19 protein-coding genes and 2 tRNA genes are annotated in these 22,465 nt (G+C 73.8%); 10 read left to right on the forward strand and 11 right to left on the reverse strand.

The genetic code is table 11. The annotated features are described in order from the left end of the window. Positions 1-138: 138 nt before the first annotated feature. The gene (locus tag ACIP82_RS31050) at positions 139-1,101 is read right to left on the reverse strand and encodes a hypothetical protein (protein WP_363614094.1); all 963 of its coding nucleotides are present in this window, start codon (positions 1,099-1,101) and stop codon (positions 139-141) included. A gap of 222 nt (positions 1,102-1,323) precedes the next feature. On the opposite strand from ACIP82_RS31050, the gene ACIP82_RS31055 reads away from it, so the two are divergent. From ACIP82_RS31055 to ACIP82_RS31065, 3 genes are all read left to right on the forward strand, one after another. Beyond that, positions 1,324-2,556 (forward strand): benzoate/H(+) symporter BenE family transporter, encoded by a 1,233-nt coding sequence (locus ACIP82_RS31055; protein WP_400658275.1) that lies wholly within the window; start codon positions 1,324-1,326, stop codon positions 2,554-2,556. A 238-nt stretch (positions 2,557-2,794) separates the two neighbouring features. Next, positions 2,795-3,970 (forward strand): M64 family metallopeptidase, encoded by a 1,176-nt coding sequence (locus tag ACIP82_RS31060; RefSeq protein ID WP_400658276.1) that lies wholly within the window; start codon positions 2,795-2,797, stop codon positions 3,968-3,970. A gap of 71 nt (positions 3,971-4,041) precedes the next feature. Beyond that, positions 4,042-5,388: a nitrate/nitrite transporter gene (locus ACIP82_RS31065; protein ID WP_400658278.1), complete on the forward strand. Its 1,347-nt coding sequence runs from the start codon at positions 4,042-4,044 to the stop codon at positions 5,386-5,388. An 83-nt stretch (positions 5,389-5,471) separates the two neighbouring features. Here the strand turns inward: ACIP82_RS31065 and ACIP82_RS31070 are convergent, their stop codons facing one another. Further along, positions 5,472-6,206 (reverse strand): Bro-N domain-containing protein, encoded by a 735-nt coding sequence (locus ACIP82_RS31070; RefSeq protein ID WP_363614143.1) that lies wholly within the window; start codon positions 6,204-6,206, stop codon positions 5,472-5,474. A gap of 222 nt (positions 6,207-6,428) precedes the next feature. Continuing rightward, on the reverse strand, positions 6,429-7,250 hold the full coding sequence (locus tag ACIP82_RS31075; protein WP_363614102.1) for a maleylpyruvate isomerase family mycothiol-dependent enzyme: 822 nt from the start codon (positions 7,248-7,250) through the stop codon (positions 6,429-6,431). 171 nt (positions 7,251-7,421) lie between these two features. Between ACIP82_RS31075 and ACIP82_RS31080 the strand changes: the two genes are divergently transcribed. From ACIP82_RS31080 to ACIP82_RS31090, 3 genes are all read left to right on the forward strand, one after another. Further along, positions 7,422-8,219: a carbon-nitrogen family hydrolase gene (locus ACIP82_RS31080; protein WP_363614103.1), complete on the forward strand. Its 798-nt coding sequence runs from the start codon at positions 7,422-7,424 to the stop codon at positions 8,217-8,219. A gap of 136 nt (positions 8,220-8,355) precedes the next feature. Further along, positions 8,356-9,471: a GntR family transcriptional regulator gene (locus tag ACIP82_RS31085; RefSeq protein WP_400658281.1), complete on the forward strand. Its 1,116-nt coding sequence runs from the start codon at positions 8,356-8,358 to the stop codon at positions 9,469-9,471. 115 nt (positions 9,472-9,586) lie between these two features. Next, a complete protein-coding gene (locus ACIP82_RS31090; RefSeq protein ID WP_363614107.1) occupies positions 9,587-10,234 on the forward strand; it encodes a hypothetical protein in 648 nt (215 codons plus the stop codon). A 119-nt stretch (positions 10,235-10,353) separates the two neighbouring features. Here the strand turns inward: ACIP82_RS31090 and ACIP82_RS31095 are convergent, their stop codons facing one another. Continuing rightward, the gene (locus ACIP82_RS31095; protein WP_363614109.1) at positions 10,354-11,139 is read right to left on the reverse strand and encodes an SLATT domain-containing protein; all 786 of its coding nucleotides are present in this window, start codon (positions 11,137-11,139) and stop codon (positions 10,354-10,356) included. Positions 11,140-11,601: 462 nt separating this feature from the next. Between ACIP82_RS31095 and purD the strand changes: the two genes are divergently transcribed. The 4 genes from purD to ACIP82_RS31115 all read left to right on the forward strand — a co-directional run bounded on the left by purD (position 11,602) and on the right by ACIP82_RS31115 (position 17,768). After that, positions 11,602-12,849 (forward strand): phosphoribosylamine--glycine ligase, encoded by a 1,248-nt coding sequence (gene purD / locus ACIP82_RS31100; RefSeq protein WP_363614111.1) that lies wholly within the window; start codon positions 11,602-11,604, stop codon positions 12,847-12,849. A 538-nt stretch (positions 12,850-13,387) separates the two neighbouring features. Further along, complete coding sequence (locus ACIP82_RS31105; protein ID WP_363614113.1) at positions 13,388-14,971, forward strand: hypothetical protein; 1,584 nt, start codon at positions 13,388-13,390, stop codon at positions 14,969-14,971. A 246-nt stretch (positions 14,972-15,217) separates the two neighbouring features. Then, a complete protein-coding gene (locus ACIP82_RS31110; protein WP_363614115.1) occupies positions 15,218-16,759 on the forward strand; it encodes a N,N-dimethylformamidase beta subunit family domain-containing protein in 1,542 nt (513 codons plus the stop codon). A gap of 109 nt (positions 16,760-16,868) precedes the next feature. After that, on the forward strand, positions 16,869-17,768 hold the full coding sequence (locus tag ACIP82_RS31115) for a phosphoribosylaminoimidazolesuccinocarboxamide synthase (RefSeq protein ID WP_363614117.1): 900 nt from the start codon (positions 16,869-16,871) through the stop codon (positions 17,766-17,768). Between the two features lie 28 nt (positions 17,769-17,796). Here the strand turns inward: ACIP82_RS31115 and ACIP82_RS31120 are convergent, their stop codons facing one another. The 7 genes from ACIP82_RS31120 to ACIP82_RS31150 form a co-directional block, all read right to left on the reverse strand. Then, positions 17,797-18,417 (reverse strand): response regulator transcription factor, encoded by a 621-nt coding sequence (locus ACIP82_RS31120; RefSeq protein WP_363614119.1) that lies wholly within the window; start codon positions 18,415-18,417, stop codon positions 17,797-17,799. A gap of 31 nt (positions 18,418-18,448) precedes the next feature. After that, entirely contained in the window at positions 18,449-19,669 is a 1,221-nt protein-coding gene (locus ACIP82_RS31125; protein ID WP_363614121.1) for a sensor histidine kinase, read from the reverse strand. Positions 19,670-19,760: 91 nt separating this feature from the next. Further along, positions 19,761-20,600, reverse strand: coding sequence for an ABC transporter permease (locus tag ACIP82_RS31130; protein ID WP_400658285.1), 840 nt, complete (start codon positions 20,598-20,600; stop codon positions 19,761-19,763). Beyond that, positions 20,597-21,604 carry an ABC transporter ATP-binding protein gene (locus ACIP82_RS31135; protein WP_400658287.1) on the reverse strand — a complete coding sequence of 336 codons (1,008 nt, stop codon included), beginning with the start codon at positions 21,602-21,604 and terminating at the stop codon, positions 20,597-20,599. Before ACIP82_RS31135 ends, ACIP82_RS31130 begins: the two co-directional genes overlap by 4 nt. A gap of 198 nt (positions 21,605-21,802) precedes the next feature. After that, positions 21,803-21,878 (reverse strand) — tRNA-Gly (locus tag ACIP82_RS31140). Between the two features lie 40 nt (positions 21,879-21,918). Further along, positions 21,919-21,991 (reverse strand) — tRNA-Gly (locus ACIP82_RS31145). Between the two features lie 128 nt (positions 21,992-22,119). After that, the gene (locus ACIP82_RS31150) at positions 22,120-22,437 is read right to left on the reverse strand and encodes an Lsr2 family protein (RefSeq protein ID WP_238860361.1); all 318 of its coding nucleotides are present in this window, start codon (positions 22,435-22,437) and stop codon (positions 22,120-22,122) included. Positions 22,438-22,465: the final 28 nt, after the last annotated feature.

Here is a 22,465-nt window from a genome sequence, read left to right on the forward strand (position 1 = left end):
GCAAGACGCTCGGCTGGAATACCCCAGCCGAGCGTCTACGTGATCTACTCACCACCTAAAACCAAGTGGTGTTGCGACGACCCCTTGAACCCAAGCACCGGCGTGCGGGAGCGGGGCCCCTTGCCGTCCGTGGTCCGGCTAGCGCTGGGGACGCAGCCGGCGCACGGCGATCAGGACGCCCGCGCCGAGGGCGACGAAGGCGGCGGCGGAGGCGGCGAGGAACCCGTTGGGGGTGTCCGCGCCGGTCTGGGCCAGCTCGGGGGTGCCCGCGGGGGCGGTGGTGGCGGGGGCCGAGGGGGTGGCGGCAGGAGCCTTGGCGGGAGCCGCCGGTGCCGCCGGGGTCTGTGCGGCGGCCGGCTTGGCCGGTACGGGCTTGGCGGTGCTGCTCGGCTTGCTGCTCGGCTTGGCGGACGGCTTGGTGGTCGGGGCCGGCTTGGGCGAGGCGGGCGTGGTCCGGTGGGTCACGGACATGTTCTTGAAGACCCACGGCGAGTGCTTGCCGTCCTCCGCGTCGGCGGTGAGGCCGACCCGGATGCCGTCCAGATCCGCCGGGGCCTTCGCGGCCAGTCCGACCCGGAACGTGAAGTGCACGGCCCGGCCGTCCGCCACGGGCTCGCCCTTGGGCGCCGTCGCGTAGAGCACCGGGTCGCAGCCGCGGACGAGCGGCACCTTCTGCCATGCGCCGGTGCTCCTGACCTCCACGGTCAGGTCCTCGGCGCGCAGGGGCGCGCCGCCGTTCTCGTTGAAGAACGAGAGCGAGGGAACCGCCTTCCGGTACGGCGCACCGGTGAAGTTGCCCACCTCGACCGGGATCTCGACCTTCGGGCCGCCCGCCAGGACGGTCAGACCGGGGGTCATGAAGAAGCCCGCGTCGATGGTGCCCCGGTGGGTGTCGGCGGCCTTCGCCGAGGGGCCCGCCGCCTTCGGCGCCGAGGCACCGGCCGGTGCGCCGAGCGGGGCGCCGCAGGCCCAGGCGGTGTCGGTGGTGAGCAGCTGGACGGAGCCTGCGAGCAGGACGGTGGCGGCCAGGGTGGCGGCGCGGCGACGGCCGGAGCGCGAGGGGGTGTTCTTCGCAAAAGCGGAGATAACGGACTTGCGCATGACGTGACTCCCCAGGGTCGACGTACTGACGGTGTGTGTGGTGAAGACGACCGGCTCCGCCCCTGTACGGCGGTAGCGCCCCCCGGCCCTGCCGGTCTCGCTCTCCGTGCCTTCATCCGTAAAGACGTCCATCCCCGCCGGGGGTTGCAGGCGGGTCCGGAAGTTTTTTCGGGAATCCTCGGGCGGCCCGGCCGGGCCGCCCGGCTCCGGGATACTGCCGGGATGGCAGAGGAGCTGATAACCCGTCCCGACGCCGGGCGGACGGACCGCGCCGAGCGGCGCTCGCTGCGGCAGGACGTCTCGGTACCGGCGCTGGTGGCCGGGCTGGTGTGCATCGTGGTGTCGTTCTCCGGGCCGCTGGTGGTGGTGCTCGCGGCGGCCGCCGCCGGGCGGCTGGACCAGGCGCACACCGCGTCCTGGATCTGGGCGGTGGCCGTCGGCAGCGGGCTGACCTGCCTGCTGCTCAGCTGGTGGACCAGGACACCGGTGATCACCGCCTGGTCCACTCCGGGCGCCGCGCTGCTGGTGACCAGCCTGGGCGCGTACCCGTACCGGGAGGCGGTCGGTGCCTTCCTGGTGAGCGGGGTGGTGGTGGCGCTGTTCGGGGTCACCGGACTGTTCGGCCGGCTGATCGCCGCCGTCCCGGCCGGGATCGTGAACGCGATGCTGGCGGGCATCCTGTTCTCCTTCGGTGCCGGCATCTTCGGTGCCGTGCACGGGGCACCGGCCCTGGTGCTCGGCAGCTTCGCGGCTTTCCTGCTGGCCAGGCGGCTGGCCCCGCGGTACGCCGTCCCGGCCGCGCTCCTGGCCGGCGGCGTCCTGGCGGCCTGCACCGTCGGGCTGCAGGTGCACCTCGGCGCGGGCGGTCCGACCCGGCCGGTGTTCACCGTGCCCGCCTTCTCCTGGCCGGCCATGGTGGGACTGGCGCTGCCACTCACCATCGTCGCACTGGCCTCGCAGAACGCCCCCGGCCTCGGGGTGATGCGGGCCTTCGGCTACCGGCCGGACGACCGGCTGCTGATCGGCACCACCGGCGGGCTCTCCGTCCTGCTGGCGCCGTTCGGCTCGCCGGGCGTGAACCTGGCCGCGATCACCGCGGCCATCTGCGCCGGACCGGAGAGCCACCCCGACCCGCGCCGGCGCTATGTCGCGGGCATGTCGGCGGGCGTGTGCTACCTGCTGATGGGCAGCTTCGGCGGGGTGCTGGTGAGCCTGTTCACCGGCCTGCCGAAGGAGCTGATCGCGGTGATCGCCGGGGTCGCCCTGCTGGCCTCGCTGCAGGGCAGCCTGGCCGCGGCCGTCGCCGACGAGCAGGGCCGGGACGCCGCCGTGGTGACCTTCCTGGCCACCGCCTCCGGGATGAGCCCGGCCGGCATCGGTTCGGCCTTCTGGGGACTGCTGCTCGGCCTCGGCGCCCATCTGGTGCTGAACGCACGGCCGCCGAAGCGGGCCTGAGGCCCACGGACCACCCGAATCGGCCACCCGATCGAACTGATTGGTATGACAGGGGTGGTTCGGGTCGTTCGGCCAGGTCGGTGACATTTGCGTAGGACGGTGAGGGCGACACGCCCTCCGGGTACGTCTTCGCGTCCACCACCCGGGCGACGCCGGGTGACCGGATCCCCGAGGACGCACCCGTATGCCGCCTGGCAACCCTGGCCGTCTCGTACGGAGTCTGGCCGCGCTCGTGCTGGTGTCCGCCGCGGTTCTGCCCGCCGCCCTGGAGTTGGTCGGACCGTCGCCGTTCGGTGCGATCGGGGCCGGCTCCCCGGCGGACCGGGCGGTGCCGCCGCACGCCGTGCAACAGGCCGACCTCCGTGCCGTCACCGCCCCGACCGTCGACATACGACGCACCGGTGACCCCGCCAACCGGATCACCCTGGTGCTGCTCGGCGACGGCTACACCATGGGCGAGCAGGAGCTGTTCCGCCAGCAGGCGGACCGGGCCTGGCACTCGCTGATGGAGATCGAGCCGTTCCGCAGCTACCAGGGCTTCTTCAACATACGGCGGGTCGAGGTGGTCTCCCCGGTCTCCGGCATCGCCGAGACCGAGGGCCGGAGCCGCGGCCCCGGCACCCCGCTCGGCATGCACTTCTGGTGCGAGGGCACCGCCCGGCTGCTCTGCGCCGACGAGTCCGCCACCGCCCGGGTCGCCGGCGGGGGCACCGGGCCGCAGTACCTGATCGCCCTGGCCAACTCCACCGAGTACGGCGGCGCCGGCGGCACCGGGGTCACCACCCTGGCCGGCGGCAGCCCGGACGCGGGCCGGATCATCCAGCACGAGATCGGGCACACCGTGGGCGACCTCGGCGACGAGTACGACAGCGCGCCGGACGACACCGACTACCCCAACCTCTCCACCGAGAACGCCGACGAGATGCGCCGCAAGCAGACCAAGTGGTGGCGCTGGCTGGGTGCGGTGTCCCCGGACGGCGCCGGGACGGTCGGGGCGTACCGCAGCGCCAACGGGGTCTACCGGCCCACCCCGGACTCGGTGATGCGGACCCTCGGCGGCGCCTACAACCTGCCCTCACGGGAGGCGATCATCGAGGAGATCTACCGCCGGGTCCGGCCGACCGACACCCCCGTGCCGGCCCCCGGCGAGGTCTCCGGCCGCCCCCGGCTGGAGGTGCACCCGCTGCCGCTCACCGGGGCCCGGCAGCTGCGGGTCGAGTGGAAGGTGGACGGCACCCCGGTGGAGCCGTCGGCGCCGGACCGCAGCTGGCTCGACAGCGCCCAGCTGAACCTGGCGCCCGGTCACAGCGCCACCGTCACCGCCACCGTCCGGGACGCCACCGACTGGGTCCGGGACGAGGCCTTTCGCGACCGGTACATGACCAGGTCGGTGTCCTGGACGGTCACCGGCTGAGGTGGTTCGTGTCCGATCGCTGCCACCCCGTCCTAGGCGTCCAATGATGGGATGACTAATCTGGGTGCACTATGACCGCGGAGCCCGCCTCTTCCACCCGCCCCCTGTCCGTCCCCGCTCCCCGCTCCACCGCCGAACCGGCACCCCCGGGCACCACGGTCCCGCCGCCACCCGGCGGCCGCGCCGCCTGGCTGGCCTGGTCCGTCGGCGTCAGCGTCTACATCCTCGCTGTCATCCACCGCACCAGTCTCGGCGTGGCCGGCCTGGACGCCGCCGACCGCTTCAGCATCGGCGCCTCCGCGCTCTCCACCTTCTCGATCCTCCAGGTGCTGGTCTACGCGGCCATGCAGATACCGGTCGGCCTGCTGGTCGACCGCTTCGGCCCGCGCCGGGTGCTGCTGCTCGGCGTCCTGCTGCTCAGCGCCGGCCAGCTGGCCTTCGCGTTCAGCTCCTCCTTCGGCCCGGCGCTGGCCTCCCGGGCGGTGCTCGGATGCGGCGACGCGATGACCTTCATCAGCGTGCTGCGGATCGCCGCCCGCTGGTTCCCGGCCGCGAAGAACCCGTTCGTCGCCCAGCTGACCGGGCTCGCCGGGATGGGCGGCAACCTGGTCACCACCGTGGTCCTCGCCCAGGCCCTGCACAGCGAGGGCTGGACGCCGACGTTCACCACGATCGCGCTGCTCGGTGTCGCCGTCTTCGCGCTGGTCGCGCTCTTTCTCCAGGAGGCCCCGGCCGGCGCCCCGCACCCCGGCGCCGAGGGCGCGCCCCGGCCGGCCGTCGGCCGGCAGATCCGCCAGTCCTGGCAGGAGCCCGGCACCCGGCTCGGGCTCTGGGTGCACTTCACCACCCAGTTCCCCGGCAACGCCTTCGGCCTGCTCTGGGGCCTGCCCTACCTGGTGGAGGCCCAGGGCCTGTCCCGGGCAGAGGCCGGCGGGCTGCTCACCCTGCTGGTGCTCAGCAACATGGCCTTCGGCCTCCTCTTCGGCCGGGTGCTCTCCCGCACGGCCCGCGCCCGGATGCCGATCGTGCTCACCGTCATCGCCGTCACCGCGGTCGGCTGGGCGATCACCCTGGCCTGGCCCGGCGGCCACCCGCCGCTCTGGCTGGTGGTCGGGATCATCCTGGTGATGGGCAGCAACGGACCGGCCTCCCTGGTCGGCCTGGACTACGCCCGCTCGCACAACCCCGTCGAACGGCTCGGCACCGCCTCCGGGATCGCCAACATGGGCGGCTTCATCGGCACGATGATCACCCTGTTCGGCATCGGCGTCGTCCTCGACGCCCTGACCCCGGCCGGTACCGACACCTACTCCGCGGCCGCCTTCCGCTGGGCCTTCTGCTGGCAGTACGCCCCCCTGGCCCTCGGCACCGCGATGATCCTGCGGCTGCGCCGCAAGGTCGCCGCGGGGGCCTCGTAGCGTCCCGGCCGGCGTGGACGTCGGACTGCCCCGGCCCGGCGGCGGTTTCCGGGGGGTGCCCGACGTCCACGGTCCCGGCCGGGTCAGCGGCCGTACTCGCGCATCAGCTCGGCGATCTGCCGCGCCGTTCCGTAGATCCGGGCATCGTGCAGCTCCACGACCAGCTGCCCGTCCCCGACGGCGGTCGGCGGTGGCGCCAGCAGACGGACGAGGTCGACCAGCTTCAGCTTGGCGCAGAGCGGGATCGGGCGGCTGCCCCGGATGCCCACCCGCTCCACGCTGGGGCAGGAGAAGTAGCCGCCGAAGGGCGGACCGCTGTCCTCCTCCCGGCTCGGCATGTGGAAGTCCATCTCGCCGTGCCGGCAGTGCACCGTCCCGTCCGAGCGGATGTGCACGCCGAGCCCGCCGTCGCGGTCGATCTCCGCGACGATCTGCACCTGCCGGCCGACCGCCTCCGCCAGCGTCTCCGCCATCCGTCGCCGCTGGGTGGGCACGTCGGTGTCCCCGCGCCGGACGGAGGGGAGCAGGTCGCGGGTGACCCACTCCTGGAAGGGGCGGGCACTCGGCTTGTTGGACCGCATGACCAGCGTGTACAGACCGGCCTCACTGATCACGTTGAGCATCGGGTTTCCGCGCTCGTAGGGTTTCTGACCTGCGGAAACGCCATTACCCTTCCCGAAAGTTAGGGTAATCGAGCGCGAGTTGACGACCCGCGTGTGGTCGTCGCCGACCACTTGGCGAACCCGGCTGGGATTCAGTCTGCCGAGGACGGCGCACACGTCCGCCGTGACGAACCACGGCTCCCCGTCGATCAGCACGACCCGGATCGGCTGCCCCGTGACCGGGAAGCTCGACCGCACCAGCACCATCCGCGTCCGTTCGTCGTCCATCTGAACGCCCCTCCTTCTTCCGGGTGACGACTGCCCGGAACAACGAGGACGAACGGACGAGGTACTGGTCCCACGCATCCGGACGGAAGCGCGAGGCCCGCCACCCGGCGCGTGCTGCCGCGCGTACGCCGGGTGGGTGAGTCGGGGGCGCTACGGGGTGACGGAGAAGTTGGCCAGGACCCGGGCGGCCAGCTCCCGGTCGCCCTCGACGGTGACGTGGCCGGGGCGGCCCCGGCCGCAGGCGAGGCGGACGTAGGTCTCCCAGTCGAGGGTGAGCTGGACGTCGGGGGCGAGGCTGATCGACCCGTCCACGGTGCCGCGGCCGGTGGAGTCGACCCGGACGGTGCGCAGGAACTCGACCGGGCCGGTGACATCGACGACCAGGGCCGTCCCCGCGGGTGCGCCGGCCGCGTGGGCGACCGCCTTCGGCAGTGACTCCAGCAGGACGTCGCGGGCGACCACGGCGGCCGGGGAGTCCAGGTTGCCGGGCTCGTGGAGGGCGCGGCGGAGGTCCTGCTCGTGCACCCAGACGTCGAACGCCCGGCGGCGCAGCAGCTCGTGGTACGGCAGGTCGCGGGTGTGCGGTCCGGCGGGCCAGCGGACCGGCTCGGAGGGGGTGTACTTGGCGTTCCGCAGCGCCCGCGAGCGGCGGATGATCGTGTACTCCAGCTCGCCGGTCATCTCCAGCACGGTGTGGCAGCGGCGCTTGTCGACCGGCAGCTCGATGTAGCGGGCGAACTCGGTGGTGACATGACGCAGGTCGCGCGGCAGCGAGTGGATCGGGCGGGGGTCGCCGAGCAGTTCCGACTCGACGGCGATGACATGCGAGACGACGTCCCGGACGGACCAGCCGGGGCACTCGGTGGCCCGGTTCCAGGAGTCCGTGGGCAGGGCGGCCACCAGTTCGGATATGGACTCGATGGACTGCGTCCACGCCTCGGTGTAAGCCTGCACGGTCTGGTTGTCCGTCACGGGAATCTCCGGCCCTCCGTCAGCTGCCTTGCCACACGTGCCCTGCACGGGATCGTCCGGGATGGTCCGGCTTCCGGGCACACACGCTAACCGCACGTTACGCTGCCTGGTGAGAGCAGGGCAGCGCTTTCGGGTGACGATCGTAGGACTCTTGCGGTGGACGGTGGTACTGTGCGCGCTTCATTGATCCAACTCTCGGTCTCCGACGCCGAACCGCCCGCCGAGCGGCGGGCCCGGGCGGCGGCCCTGGTCCGGGCGCAGCAGGGGGCGGACCTGGTGGTCCTGCCGGAGCTGTGGCCGCTGGGCGGTTTCGCCTACGACCTCTGGTCGGACGGTGCCGAGGCGCTGGACGGGCCGACCTCCGACGCGATGGCGGCGGCCGCCAGGGCGGCCGGGGTCTGGCTGCACGCCGGGTCGATCGTCGAACGGGACCCGGACGGGCCGATCTACAACACCTCGCTGCTGTTCGCCCCGGACGGCGAGCTGGTGCACACCTACCGCAAGATCCACCGTTTCGGCTTCGACAGCGGCGAGGCGGTGGTGATGGGCGCCGGGCAGGAGATCGTCACCGCCGTCACCGACTTCGGCACGCTGGGCCTGGCGACCTGCTACGACCTGCGCTTCCCCGAGCTGTTCCGGGCCCTGCTGGACGCGGGGGCGCAGCTGCTGGTGGTCCCGGCGGCCTGGCCGGAGCGCCGGCGGGAGCACTGGACGCTGCTGAACCGGGCCCGCGCGGTGGAGGAGCAGGCGTACGTGCTGGCCTGCAACACGGCCGGGACGCACGGCGGGGTCGAGCAGGCGGGCCACAGCATCGTGGTGGATCCGTGGGGCCGGGTGCTGGCCGAGGCGGGACTGGGCGAGGAGGTGCTGACGGTGGAGTTCGATCCGGCGGAGGTGGCCAAGGCCCGCGCGGACTTCCCGGTGCACCGGGACCGGCTGCTGGGCATTCCGGCGCCTGTGCAGCGGTGACGCCGCGCCCCGGGGAAGGGTGCTTGTACACGACGGCGGCATGTTTGAGAAGATGAGCATTCGTCGTGTTCCCAGCCGTTCTTCGGTCGGCCTGCCGCGGCACAGGCCGGCGAGCCCGCCCGAGGAGGTCGCGCGCATGTCCGGCACCGGCATGGGCGAGGGCGACAACCGCCCCGTGATCCAGCGCAACAGCCTCCGCGAGCAGATCGCGGGCGCGCTGCGCGAGGAGATGATGGCCGGCCGGCTGGCGGCGGGGCGCAACTTCACCGTCAAGGAGATCGCCGAGCTGTACGGGGTCTCGGCGACCCCGGCCCGTGAGGCGCTGGTGGACCTGGGCGCGCAGGGGCTGCTCCGGGTCGAGCACCACCGCGGATTCACGGTGCCCGAGTTCGGCTGGGACGACTTCCTGGAGATCTTCGAGTCCCGGGTGCTGCTCACCGACAGCTACTTCCGCCAGCTGTCCGCCCGGTCGGCGCTGCCGGACGTCATCCGGCTGCCGTCGCTGCGGCGGCGGGCGGACGCGGCGCTGCGGGCGGCCCGGTCGGGGAACCTGGACGTGATGGTCGGCTGCGACCGCCGCTTCTGGCAGGAGGTCGCCGGACTGCTCGGCAACCGCCGGATCGTCGACTACCTGGACTGGCTGCGGGTGCAGTCCTGGATGTTCGCCGCCCCCTATCTGCGGACGCTGCCGGAGTTGGCCGGGGTCTGCTGGGACCGTCATGGCGAGCTGGTCGACGTGATCGAGGCGCGGGACCTGGCGGGCGCGCGGCGGATCGTCTGCGAGTACAACCTGTTCACCGTCAGGCTGCTGGCCGAGCTGGCCGGGCAGCCGGTGGAGTCGGTGGGTGTTCTGGGGCTGCTGCTGCCCTGGTCCGGCCAGGGCGAGCCGGACCAGGAGCCCGCGGCCGGGCAGGGACGGGGGTCGGCCGGGCACAGCGGGGTGGTGCACGGGGACGGGTTGCCCGGTGGCATGGAGTCCGGCCCGGCCGAGCCCTCGCACGGTGGGCGACCGGGCCAGGCCCCGGACCGGGGTCCCGATCAGGATGAAGACGAGGACGAGGACGAGGACGAGGACCGGGAGCCCGGCCGCGAACTGGGGCTGGGCCTCGGCCTGGTGCCGCAGCCGCGCTCGGTGCCGTACGGGCGGTTCGGCCGCCGGCTGCCCGACCCGCCCTCCGGTCAACTGCCCGGGGGGAAGCCCGAGAGCAGGCCTGAGGGCAGGCCCGACCCGCATCGCGCGCCGGGCCGGTAGGGTGGGCGGTCGTCGAACCGGCCGGTCCTTTCGCCGACCGTCCGGGTACCGACCCGTCCATTCGTCGTCCGTGTCCGCGAACGACCCCCGCCGCCCGGAGAGGAAGAGCCGGCCCATGGCCTGCGACCTCTGGCTCGTCCCGCTCGTGGACGTACTGAGCCACAGCCCCGACAATCCCTTCCGGGACGATCTCGCCCTCTACAACGCCGTGTTGGCCGCGAACGGCCTGCCCGAGGTGCCGGTCTACCAGTACGTCCCGGGTATCAGCGGGGCGGTCGAGCCGATAGCCGCCTTCGACTACGACTCGCTGCACTTCCTGCGCCGCGCCTACCTGTTGGGCCTCACCGGCCTGGACATCACGCCGGTGGACGCGCTCGGCGGCGACTACGAGCAGCTGCTGGAGATGTTCGAGAGCAGCGCCGAACAGTCGCACCTGGTCTGGCACTTCGACCACGCGGGCGCGTACGTGCCGATCGAGTTCGCGGCGCCGCTGGTGGACGACGCGCTGCTCTCCGCGGGCGGACCGCTCGGCTCCAGCCACGGACTGCTGCGCGAACTGCAGGCCGTCGCGCCGGCGCTGGACATCGACCCGCTCAACCCGCCGGACCCGACCCGGCCGCTCGGCCCGACCGGCCTGGAGCAGCCGTTCGGCCCGCCGCTGGACGACCTGCACCCCTTCGCCCGTGAGCGGCACGCCTGGTCGGGCCTGTACGCGGCGGCGACCCGCAGCCTCACCCAGGGCTCGATGGTCGTCTTCGCCTGAAGCCAACGGCCAACGGTCAACAGTCAGCGGCAGCGGCCGGCGACGACCACGAGCGCGCCACGGCCCGCCGCCACCCCGGCCGCGGGCCCGGCACGCACCCCGGCCGGGCCCGCGGCGGCTCAGCGCAGCGGCCCCTCCGGCGGCCGCTGGCGCGGCATGGTCGGCCGGGTGCCCGGCGGCGGCAGGATCCGCACCTGGGCGCCGCCCCCCGACTCGCTGCGCCCGCCCCAGCTGCCGGGGCTCTGGGTGGGCAGCTGGGTCATGTTCGCCCGGAACTCCAGCATCCACTCCGAGGTCTCGCTGCGGACCATGTCCGAGACGTCCTCGCAGAACCGCCGCAGCACCCCGAGGCAGCGCTCGGCGGCCTCGCCGGCGGTGCCCTCGGTCGGGCCGAGCACCTCCCGCACGCACTCCGACGCCCAGTCGAACTGGAAGGCCTCCAGACGGCGTTGCAGCGCCTGGCCGGTGCTGACGTCCCGCATCCAGCCGGAGGTCAGACCGAACACCCGGTCGGCGCCGTAGCAGGCGGCGGAGAGCGCCAGGCCGACGTAGCCCCAGCTGGTGGCGTTGGCGACCGAGCCGGTGAGGTCCACCAGCGGGGCGGTGACGCCGCCGACCGCGAAGCCGGCCGTGCCGAAGCGCAGCAGCCGGGCCCAGCGGCGCTTCCACACCCGGTCCCGGCGGTACCACTCGATCGCCTCCACCGCCCGCTCCTCGGACCAGCGGTAGAGCTCCTCCAGGCGCTCGGCGGGCTCGCCCCAGTCCCCGAGCGGGAACTGGCGGGTGCTCAGATCGGTCCGGCGACGGGTGGACTCCCGGCGCGCGACGGCCGCGACGGGCTGGTCCTCCTCACCGACCTCCTTGCCCCAGGCACTCTCCTCGGGCTGCATTTCCGGCTGGCTCACCTGTGGGGCTCCCTGTGGCGGGCGGACTGCTGGGTCTGACAGTGCGCCGACCTGACGTGTCATCGACCTGGCGGGCGGTGAAACATCGGATGGCGCATTGGACGCGCGACGCCCACGGGCGAGTCTGGGTGCCCGGGAGGTCGCGTACCGACCGGCTGCCGGTGGTTGTCCAACAGCACTTCTTACCGCCAAATGGCTGACCATGTGGGCGCTTCTCCAATGATCGTTACTGGTTTCGGCCACTGGATACCAAGGTGGGAGGGTTGCGGGGGGCGGCGAGATTTCACCCGTCCGAGCGAGGCCCCGGTGACCCGCCGTTCTGACCCGGGCACCCGGCGCGGATGTCGCGGGCCGTTTCCTGGAGGTTCCTCCGAGGCCGGGGGCGTGCGCGCGGGCCCGGTCTGTAGCTTCCGACGGGACCGGAGAGCGGCCTGAACCGGCCACCGACTACCCTTGCGAAGCGTGAAGGTCCTCGTCATCGGCGGCGGCGCCCGCGAACACGCCCTGTGCCGCTCTCTGTCCCTAGATCCCGCCGTCACCGAGCTGCACTGCGCCCCGGGTAACGCCGGGATCGCGCAGGTGGCGACGGTCCACCCGGTCGACCAGCTGGACGGCGGGCAGGTCACCGACCTCGCCCGGCGGCTCGGCGCCGGCCTCGTCGTCGTCGGCCCGGAGGCCCCGCTGGTCGCGGGCGTCGCCGACGCCGTGCGCGCGGCCGGCATCCCGGTCTTCGGCCCCTCCGGCCGGGCCGCCCAACTGGAAGGCTCCAAGGCCTTCGCCAAGGACGTGATGGCCGCCGCCGGCGTGCCCACCGCCCGCTCGTACGTCTGCACCACCCCCGCCGAGGCCGCCGAGGCGCTGGACGCCTTCGGCGCGCCGTACGTGGTCAAGGACGACGGGCTGGCCGCCGGCAAGGGCGTGGTGGTCACCTCCGACCGCGCGGCCGCGCTGGCCCACGCCGCCTCCTGTGACCGCGTGGTCATCGAGGAGTACCTGGACGGCCCCGAGGTCTCGCTGTTCGCCGTCACCGACGGCAGCACCGTCGTCCCGCTCCAGCCCGCGCAGGACTTCAAGCGCGCGCTGGACGGCGACGAGGGCCCGAACACCGGCGGCATGGGGGCCTACTCGCCGCTGCCGTGGGCGCCCGAGGGCCTGGTCGAGGAGGTCCTGGAGACCGTCCTGCAGCCGACCGTGGACGAGCTGCGCCGCCGGGGCACCGAGTTCTCCGGCCTGCTCTACGCGGGCCTGGCGCTGACCTCGCGCGGCACCCGGGTGATCGAGTTCAACGCCCGCTTCGGCGACCCGGAGACCCAGGTCGTGCTGGCCCGGCTGCGCACCCCGCTGGCGGGCGTCCTGTACGCCTCCGCCACCGGCACGCTGGACCAGCTGGAGCCGCTGCGCTGGGACGACGGCGCCGCGGTCACCGTGGTCGTCGCCTCCGAGGGCTACCCGGCCGCGCCGCGCACCGGCGACGTGATCGAGGGCCTGGCCGCGGCCGAGGCCGCCGACGGCACCGCGTACGTGCTGCACGCCGGCACCAGGGCGGACGAGGACGGCCGGGTGCTCAGCGCCGGCGGCCGGGTCCTCTCCGTCACCGCCACCGGCGCCGACCTCGCCGAGGCCCGTGACCGGGCGTACGAGGCCGTCGGCCGGATCGACCTCAAGGGCGGCCAGCACCGCACCGACATCGCGCTGAAGGCGGCGCTGTAACGGGCGGTCCACTGACCGGAGGGTGCCGCGTCGAGGGGAAACAACCCCCATGGACGCAGCACCCTCCGGCGTTTCCGGGGGAGACGGTGCCGGAGCGGTCCGGGGGGAGCCACACCGTTCGGCGGCCGGAATCCAGCCCATCGAGTGACACCGCCCGCATCCGGCTGACGTAACCGGGTGCCCGGCCTTATGGTGCGCTGGATCGCAGGTGTCACCACCGGGGCCGCTGTGATCGCCGCCGGGTAGCGCCGTGCCCGCGGGGGGATGCTGGACGGCGTCCGGCCGGGCCGGCACATCCGGGCGCTTCGCACGGCCGGGCCGTGGGTCGTCCGGAAACCGGGCAGCGTCACCGGGACGAGTGGAAACCGGGGCGATCCGGAACACCGGCCCGGACCTGGGCGTCAACAATGGCAGAAGCGCCACGCAGCATGTACTACCGGGATCGGACGCCACCGCTTCCCGGTCGGAACTGATCGTTCGAGCCTGCTCAGGGCCCGTCGCCGGGCGCCCGAGGGCTCCGAAGGGGGTGCCGCACCGTATGGCCGCTGTCGACACCGCGCGCGCTCACGCCCAGGCGGTGCTGCGGATCCGGGGTCTCGCCCTGGCCGTCGCCGCACTGCCCGCCGCCGTCGCGGTGGTCCTGTTCGCGGGCCGGCTCACCGGCCGCCTCGGCGCGCCCGGCTCCCCGGACGGCGCCGGCTGGGACGCGGCCCGCTGGGTGGTCTGCGCGGTGGCCGCCGTCACCCTGCTGGTGGCCGGCCTGGCCGCGCGGGCCTACCGCCGGGCCGTCCCGCCGCAGACCCCGGTCGTCCCGCTCGACCGGAGGCAGGCGCCCGAGCTCTACCGGCTGATCGACGAGCTGGCCGAGCGGCTGGAGGTCCCCGCGCCCTCCGCCATCGCCCTCACCCCGGACTGCGACAGCTGGCTGGAGGACGTCCCGCCGCCCCGGCCCGAGGGCCGGTCCCGGCCGCACCGCCCGGGGCACGAGCCGCCCGCCCCCGCCCTGGTGATCGGCTCGCCGTTCCTCTGGTGGATGCGGGCCGGGGAGCTCCGCGCCCTGCTCGCGCCCGTGGTGGCCGGCACCGCGGCCGCGGCCGATCCGGAGATCGCCGCCGCCCGCCGCTTCCTGCGCGGCCTGGACGCCAGCCTGGACGCCGGACCCGGCACCGCCCCCGGCCTCGGCGGAGTCCCCGCTCCCGGGCCCGTACGGCCGCCCCGCCGCGGCCCGGCCGCGCTGACCGACCGGATCACCCGACGGCTGCTCGGCGCCTGTCGCGCGCACTCCGCCGAGCTGGAGCGGGCGGTCGCCGCCTGGGCCTCCGAGCAGGCCAGGGCGGTCGACTACGGCCTGCGGATCGCCGCCCAGGAGCAGGTCGGCCTCGCCTACGCAGGCTGGGACCGGCTGCTCACCCGGGTGGCACTGCCCGCCTGGCGGCTCGGCCGCCACCCCGCGCACCTCAACGCCGGGGTGGTCGCCGCCCTCACCGAGCTGTCCCGGCGCGACCGGCTGGCCGCCGACGGCTACGGCAGCAGGCTCGGCGACCGCCCCGCCTGCGACCTGCTGGAGGAGCCCGGCACGGTGGACGAGGCGGTCTCGCTGCTCGCGGCCGAGCTGTTCTTCGGCCGGCCCGCCGACGGCGCCTGGCGGGAGCTGGAGTGGGCCGACTACCCGGCCGAGGTGGTGGACGCCGGCTGGCGCATCCGCGCCGCAGCCCTGCAGTCCGCCCTGGACCGGCTCGCCCCGCAGGCCCGCCCCGGTGCCCCGACCCTCACCCGGCTGCTGGCCCGGCTCGCCGACGGCGACGGCGAGCGGCTGGCCGCCGCACTCACCGCCCAGCTCGCCCGCACCACGGCCCCCGCCCCGCTGCTGGAGCCCGTCCGCACCGGGCGGGACCTCCTGATCGACCACGTCACCGCGATGGTCTGCTGCGCCGCCGTCGACACCGCCGGTGCCACCCCCGGCCTGGACTGGCTGGACGGCCCGGTGCTGATGCTCGGCGGGGTGCGCCGCACGGACCTGGCCGGACCGGTCGCCCAGGCCGTCGAACAGGGCCAGGACGGCCCGCTGCGCGGCTGGCTGGACGCCGCCGACGTCCGGCTGGAGAAGCCGGTCCGCCTCTGAGGCGGATCCGGGACCACGCCGGCCTGCTCCGGGGCGGCGCTCGGCGGCCGGCCACGCGCCCCCTGCGGCGGCCTGGCCTCGGAAGGTTTTCGCAGGCCAAAGGCCCTCTCGGTGCCGGGCCCGAAGATTCATCACCACTAGTTGCTACCGTAGGGTGACGCAGCGCCAGCACAGTGTGGTGTATTAGTCCGCACGCACAACCGGGAGGCACATGCCAACCGGCGGAGGTGCACCCGGGAGGGGCACGTGGGGACGGAACTCAACCGCCGCTGGGAGTCGGGAACGCACGCGTACAGCGTCTCCGACCCCTTTGGCCAGGGCCCGCTGCCCTGGCTGCGCAGCCCGGACCAGTACCTGGCGGGAGCGGAGGGCGGCGTCCCCTGGTACGTCTCGGTGGGCGCGCCGGGGCAGCAGCCGCTCGCCGGGGGCACCAGACCCAAGCCGCCGGTCGGCACCCCGCGGGGCGCCAACGACGTGGTGCAGCAGATCAAGGGCTTCGCCTCGGCCGGTGTGGTCCGCCCCGGCGGTTCGGTGGACCTCCGGGTCACCGTCAACCCGCCCCGCGAGTTCACCGTGGACGTCTACCGGATCGGCCACTACAACGGCGACGGCGCCCACCACATGACGTCCAGCCCGCTGATCTCCGGGCTGGCCCAGCCCGCCCCGCTGGTCGTCGGACGGACCGTCTCCTGCCACCACTGGTGGCACTCCTGGCGGCTCCAGATCCCCGCCCACTGGCCGCCCGGCGCGTACGTGGCCGTCCTGACCACCGCCGACATGCTGGACCGCAGCCACATCCCGTTCACCGTCCGGGACCTCGACGACCGGGTGCACGCCGCCGAGCTGCTGCTGGTCGTCCCGGACGTGACCTGGCAGGCCTACAACCTCTTCCCCGAGGACGGCCGCAGCGGCGCCAGCCTCTACCACGCCTGGGACGGCCAGGGCCGGCTCGTCGGCGAGCCCGAGGCGGCCGTCACCGTCTCCTTCGACCGTCCGCACGCCACCGCCGGCCTGCCGCTGCACGTCGGCCACGCCTACGACTTCATCCGCTGGGCCGAGCGGTTCGGCTACGACCTCTCCTACGCCACCGCCACCGACCTGCACGCCGGCCTGGTCGACCCGACCCGGCACCGCGCGCTGGTCTTCCCCGGCCACGACGAGTACTGGTCCGAGCCGATGCGCCGGACGGTCGAGCGGGCCCGCGACGACGGCACCTCCCTGGTCTTCCTCTCCGCCAACACCATGTACTGGCGGGTCGAGCTGAGCGCCGCGCCGTCCGGCGAGCCCAACCGGCTGCTCAACTGCCGCAAGCGGCAGAAGGTCGAGCCCGGCAGCCCGGCCGCCGGGGTGTCCGGCGCCGCCAGCGCGCTCTGGCGGGACGCGGGCGAGCCGGAGCAGCACCTGCTCGGCCTGCAGTACTCCGGCCGGGTCGCCTCGCCCGTCCCGCTGGTCGCCCGGCACACCGCGCACTGGCTCTGGGACGGCACCGGTGTCCGGGAGGGCGAGGAGCTGCCCGGCCTGGTCGCGGGGGAGGCCGACCGCTACTACCCCAGGGTGTCGCTGCCCGAGCACACCGAGCGGGTGCTGCTCGCGCACTCCCCGTACCAGGACCTCATGGGCCGCACCCGGTACCAGGAGACCTCGCTGTACCGGGCCCCGAGCGGCGCGTACGTGTTCGCCGCCGGCACCTTCGCCTGGTCGCCCGCGCTGGGCCGGCCGGGGCTCACCGACGAGCGGATCCAGCGGGCCACCGCCAACCTGCTGGACCGCCTCGGCAAGAACGGCTGACCGCCGGGCCGCGGGTGCCCCTCCGGCCGTCCGTGAAAGACTCGGAGGCAGTGACCTCCCCTTTCGCGCCCCACACGCCCGCGAACCACCCCTGAGGACTGAGACGACCTTGAGCGGATTTGTCACCAAGCCCGAGCCGGTCCAGGTACCCGGCCTGGTCCACCTGCACACCGGCAAGGTGCGCGACCTCTACCGCGCCGAGTCCGGTGAGCTGGTGATGGTCGCCAGCGACCGCACCTCGGCGTACGACTGGGTGCTGCCCAACGAGATCCCGGACAAGGGCCGCATCCTCACCCAGATGTCGCTCTGGTGGTTCGACCGGATCGCCGGCATCGTGCCCAACCACGTGATCTCCACCGAGGTCCCGGCCGGCGCCCCCGCCGACTGGAAGGGCCGCACGCTGGTCTGCCGCAGCCTGGAGATGGTCCCGGTCGAGTGCGTGGCCCGCGGCTACCTGGCCGGCTCCGGCCTGGAGGAGTACCGCGCCTCCCGCACCGTCTGCGGCATCGCGCTGCCCGAGGGCCTGGAGGACGGTTCCGAACTGCCCGGCCCGATCTACACCCCGGCGCTCAAGGCCGAGGTCGGCGAGCACGACGAGAACGTCCACTACGAGGAGACCGCCCGGCGGATCGGTGCCGAGCTGGCCGCCCGGCTGCGCCGCACCACCCTCGACATCTACGCGCTGGCCCGGGACATCGCGCGTGACCGCGGCATCATCCTCGCCGACACCAAGTTCGAGTTCGGCCTGCTGGACGGCGAACTGGTGATCGGCGACGAGGTGCTCACCCCGGACTCCTCCCGCTTCTGGCCGGCCGACCAGTGGGAGCCCGGTCACCCGCAGCCGTCCTTCGACAAGCAGATCATCCGCGACTGGCTGACCTCCCCGGCCTCCGGCTGGGACCGCAGGAGCGAGCAGCCGCCGCCGCGGCTGCCGGCCGAGGTGGTCGAGCGGGTCCGGGCCAAGTACGTCGAGGCCTACGAGCGGCTGACCGGCCTCGGCTGGGAGTAGTCCGCCGCCCGCCCGCGGGCACCGCTGGTCAGATCCAGCCGTGCTCGCGGGCGATCCGCACCGCCGCGTGGCGGTTCTCGGCGCCCAGCTTGGTGGCCGCCGAGGAGAGGTAGTTGCGGACCGTCCCCTGGGAGAGCGACGCGCGTTCGGCGATCTCGGCGATCGAGGTCCCGTCGGCGGCCAGCTCCAGCACGTCCGTCTCGCGCGGGGTCAGCGGGGTCTCGCCCGCACTGATCGCGTCCGCCGCCAGCTCCGGGTCGACGTACCGGCCGCCCGCCCGCACGGTGCGGATGATCCCGGCGAGGTCCGCCGCCGAGACGGTCTTCGGCAGGAAGCCGCGCACCCCGACCTCCAGCGCCCGCTTCAGATAGCCCGGGCGGCCGTGACCGGTGACGATCATGCAGCGGCAGTCCGGCAGCACCCGGCGCAGTTCGGTGGCCACCTCGATGCCGTCCAGCCCGGGCATCTGCAGGTCCAGCACCGCGACGTCCGGGCGGTGCGCCTTCGCCATCGCCAGGGCCTCGGTGCCGGAGCCGGCCTCCGCGATCACGGTGATGTCCTCCTCCAGGGAGAGCAGCGCGGCCATCGCACCCCGGATCAGGTGCTCGTCGTCGGCGAGCAGGATGCGGACGGGGGCGGTGTCGGTCATCGGGAGGGCCTTCTTCCGTACGGGCGGGGCGTCAGATCGGGACGGTGGCGATCATCCGGAAGCGGCCCGGTCCGGTCGCCGGGACGGCCAGTTCACCGTCGTGCGCGGCGAGCCGCTCGCGCAGCCCGCGCAGGCCGGTGCCGCTGCCCTGGGAGGGGAGCGGCACGGCCGGCACCCCGTCATTCTCCAGCTCCAGCACCGCCCGGCCGTCCTCGCGACGCAGCCGGATCGTGCAGTGGTCCGCCTCGCTGTGCCGCAGCACATTGGTGGTGGCCTCGCGGATCACCCAGCCGAGCACCGACTGCACCGGCAGCGGCAGCCGGTCCGCCTCCGCGCCGAGGTCGATCTCGCAGGCGACGTCGGCGGCGCGGAGCACGGCCCGGGCGCCGATCGCCTCGGCGTGCAGGTCCGCCGTGCGGTAGCCGCGGACCACGTCCCGGACCTCGCGCTGGGACTCCTGGGCGATCCGCTGCACCTCGGTCATCTGGTCGGCGGCCTCCGGGCGGCCGCGCCGGGCCAGCTGGACGGCGAGTTCGCTCTTCAGCGCGATGGTGGTGAGGTTGCGGCCCATCACGTCGTGCAGGTCGCGGGAGAACCGCAGCCGCTCCTCGGCGACGGCCAGCCGGGCCTGGGCCTCGCGGGCGGCGTCCAGCTCCCAGACCACCGACTGCAGCCAGGCGAAGCTGCGGCAGCTGGAGCCGATGAAGGCCATCCCGATGAGGGCACCGACCAGCACGCCGGCGGTGGTCGGGCGGTTGATCCCGGCGAGCAGCAGGGCGGGGGCGACCAGGAGCAGCGCGCCGAGTCCGGCGCGGCAGGCCTGGCGGACCGTCAGGCCGACGCTGACCGGGCCGAAGGCCGAGGCGAGCAGGGCGACGACCACGGTGACGGTGAACGGCGGGCCGTCCTGGTCACCGCGGTCCGGACCGAGCAGCAGCACGGCCCAGGAGCCGGCCACGGCGACCGCGCCGGTGACGGCGAGCCAGCGCAGGTGGTCGGTCGGCCGCTTCAGGTAGTGGTCGAGCGAGGTGCGGTAGGCGCGCAGGGTCAGCAGGGTGGAGGCCAGGCCGATGACGAGCGCGACCCGGCCGGCGGCGGGGGAGCCGCCCTGCTCGGCGGTCGAGACGACGGCCAGCATGATCACCGGCAGCAGGAACAGCGGCATCGAGTAGAGCGACCAGCGGAGGTAGAGCTCGGTGCGCTGGGGCTTGCCGGAGCCCTTCCATCGGCGGACCGGTGCCCGGACGTCCATCTGGTCTGCTCCCCGTTCGATCATGATCGTGCTGCTGCCTTCATATCAGAGGTGGCGCGGGGATCGAATCCTTCGAATGGCGGGGTAGTCGTCAGCGACGCGGCTCCCAACGGAAGTAGCGGACGGCACCCCAGGCGGCGAGGGCGAGCCAGATGCTGCCGGTGACCAGGTGCGGGGCGGCGGTGGCCCAGGTGCCGGCGAAGCCGGTGGCGGCGGCGGAGCCGTCGGTGCCGAACCAGCCGAGGCGGATCAGCTGGAAGGCCGGCGTGGTGGGCAGCAGCCGGCAGATGTCGGCCATCCGGTCGGGCATGACCTCCAGCGGGATGAGCAGGCCGGAGCCGAACTGGCTGAGCAGCAGGATCGGCATGGTGGTGATGCCGGCGCTCTCGACGGTCCTGGTGAAGGCGCTGGAGACGGCGGCCAGGGCCATCAGGGTGCCGATCACCAGGACCAGCCCGGCGAGCATGAGCAGCGGGTTCACCGGGGCGCTGAGCTTCAGGGCGGAGGCGCCGACGACGCCGACCACGGTGCACATCATCAGGGCGAGGGCGACCGAGGGCACCGCGGTGCCGGCCAGGATCTCGATGTCCCGGGCCTCGCCGGTGCGCAGCCGCTTGAGTACCAGCTCACCGCGGCGGGCGACGTACGCGCCGGTCAGGTTGTAGTAGACGACGAAGGCCAGGACCATCCCGACGGTGCCGTTGACCAGGGCGGAGTCGACGTCGAGGCCGGGGTTGGACTCGGCCTGCCGGGTGAGGAGGCTGTGCAGTCCGGCGACCAGCAGCAGCGGCAGCAGCAGGGCGGTGAACAGCGCGGTCCGGTTGCGCAGCAGCAGGGTGGCCTCGGCGCGGCCGAGGGCCAGCAGCCGGCGGACGGCGGTGCTCTGCGGGCCGGCGGCGGTGACGGCGGAGGCGGCGGTGGCGGTGGTCATCGGGCGAGTCCGATCAGGCGGCGGCGGGCGGTGGGAGCGGCGGGGGTGTCGGCCGGGGGCTGGTGGGCGGCCTCGGAGGCGATGGCGAGGAAGGCCTCTTCCAGCGAGGCACTGCGGGCGTCCAGGGCGCCGAGCACGACCCGGTGGTGGTTGGCCCAGCCGAGCAGGTCGGTGAGGGTGGCCTGGAGGCTCGGGGTCTGCACGGTGAACCTGCGGCCGTCGGCGGTGATCTCGGCGCCGGGCAGGGTGGGGAGCGAGGTCCCGGCGAACTCCGGCAGCTCGAAGGTGATCCGGGAGGGCCGGCCGGCGATCACCTCGGCCACCGTGCCGGCGGTGACGACCTGGCCGCCGTGCATGATCGCCAGCCGGTCGGCCAGCTCCTCGGCCTCCTCCAGGTAGTGCGTGGTGAGCAGCACCGTGGTGCCCTGGGCGCGCAGCTCGCGCACCAGGCGCCAGACGGCGGCGCGGGCCTCCGGGTCGAGGCCGGTGCTGGGCTCGTCCAGGAAGAGCACCTCGGGGCGGCCGAGCAGGGCCATCGCGAGGTCGAGCCGGCGGCGCTCGCCGCCGGAGAGCTGCTTGACCCGGACGTCGCGGCGGCCGATGAGGCCGACCAGCTCCAGGGCCTCGTCGAGCGGGCGGGCGCCGCTGGTCATCCCGGACCAGCTGCGGCCGGTCTCGGCGACGGTGAGGTCGCCGGGGAAGCCGCCCTCCTGGAGCATGATGCCGATCCGGGGGCGGACGGCGGCACGCTCGCGGTACGGGTCGTGGCCGAGGACCCGGACCTGGCCGCCGCTGGGGGCGGCGAGGCCCTCGATCAGCTCCATGGTGGAGGTCTTGCCGGCTCCGTTGGTGCCGAGCAGCGCGAACAGCTCGCCGCGGCCGACGGCCAGGTCGACGCCGCGCACCGCGTGGTAGCCGGTGGCACCGGCGGGGCCGTAGCGGCGGTGGAGGTCGGTGACCTCGATCACGCGGTCGGTCGAGTGGAGGCGCTGGCTCGTTTCCATGCCTCAAGCTTTCCGCCGCCCGGGCGCCGCGGGCAGTGCGCGTCATCATGAGAACGGGGTGCGGATCCACGGGCCGGCGATGACAAATGTCATGGGTCCGCTTCGCTTCAGGGGGCCGCGGCCCGCTTCAGGGCTCCGTGCGGGCGGAAGGGCCGGGGAATGCCGAAGGGCCCCCTCGACCGAGGGAGCCCTTCGTACTGGAGCGGACGACGAGATTCGAACTCGCGACCCTCACCTTGGCAAGGTGATGCTCTACCAACTGAGCCACGTCCGCATGGTGAAACTATTGAGTTGTGCTGTGCTCGCGCACTGCGAGCGGACGACGAGATTCGAACTCGCGACCCTCACCTTGGCAAGGTGATGCTCTACCAACTGAGCCACGTCCGCACGGTGCCTGGTGGCACCGGCCGCCTCTTTGGATCTCTCCGTTGGGGCGACGAGGAATACTCTACCTCATCGATCGGGGTGGTCGCCCCACCCTTTCGGGCGGGTGGAGCGACCTGGTCCCGGCGGGGTCAGTTCGCCTCGGCGAACGCCTCGTACACGTGCTTGGGGATGCGGCCCCGGGCGGGCAGCTCCATGCCGCGCGACTGGGCCCAGGCGCGCACGGCGGCCGGGTCCGGGGTGAGCGCGGTGCGGCGGAAGGACTTTCCGGTACGGCTCTGGCGCCGGCCGGCCGCGACGAACGGAGCGAGGGCCTCCCGCAGCTTTTCCGCGTTGTCCAGAGACAGGTCGATCTCGTACGACTTCCCGTCGACGCCGAAGTGGACGGTTTCCGCGGCGGCGCCGCCGTCCAGGTCGTCGGAGAGCGTGACGACTACACGCTGAGCCATGGGTGTCAATCCTCTCGGGCAATTCGGC

Origin of the sequence: Kitasatospora sp. NPDC088548, assembly GCF_044753005.1 — a bacterium.
In the GTDB taxonomy this organism is placed as follows: domain Bacteria; phylum Actinomycetota; class Actinomycetes; order Streptomycetales; family Streptomycetaceae; genus Kitasatospora.